The following is a 301-nucleotide window of genomic DNA, read 5'->3' on the forward strand; positions in this document are numbered from 1 at the left end:
TGGCAAACGGCGGGTAGCGGAAGTACTGGTTTTCAAAGTAGGCGTAGTTGCGCACGTTGCCCAAGGCGTTGTGGTACAGCTCCAGAATCGAGGTCTCTGCGCCTTCCTGTGGTTGTGTGCGGCACATCTGCGTCATGGTTGAGCCGGCGGCTTTGAAGTGGCTCGGCTTGATGGCCTGGCGTTGATCGCGCAGGCCATCGACAAACCATTTTTTGACCCAGGCGGTTTCCCGATCCCAGGCGGTGGCGAAGTTGTGGTTCAGGTCATGCAAGGCAGGGCCTTGCACTTTGATCGACAGGTC

Annotated in this window: 1 pseudogene; it reads right to left on the bottom strand. The window is 58.1% G+C overall.

Annotation, left to right across the window (positions count from 1 at the left end):
* Window positions 1-301 (bottom strand): annotated as a pseudogene (locus AACY45_RS28940) (hypothetical protein); the annotation flags it as partial.

Source organism: Pseudomonas sp. RA_35y_Pfl2_P32 (genome assembly GCF_963970735.1).
GTDB lineage: Bacteria > Pseudomonadota > Gammaproteobacteria > Pseudomonadales > Pseudomonadaceae > Aquipseudomonas.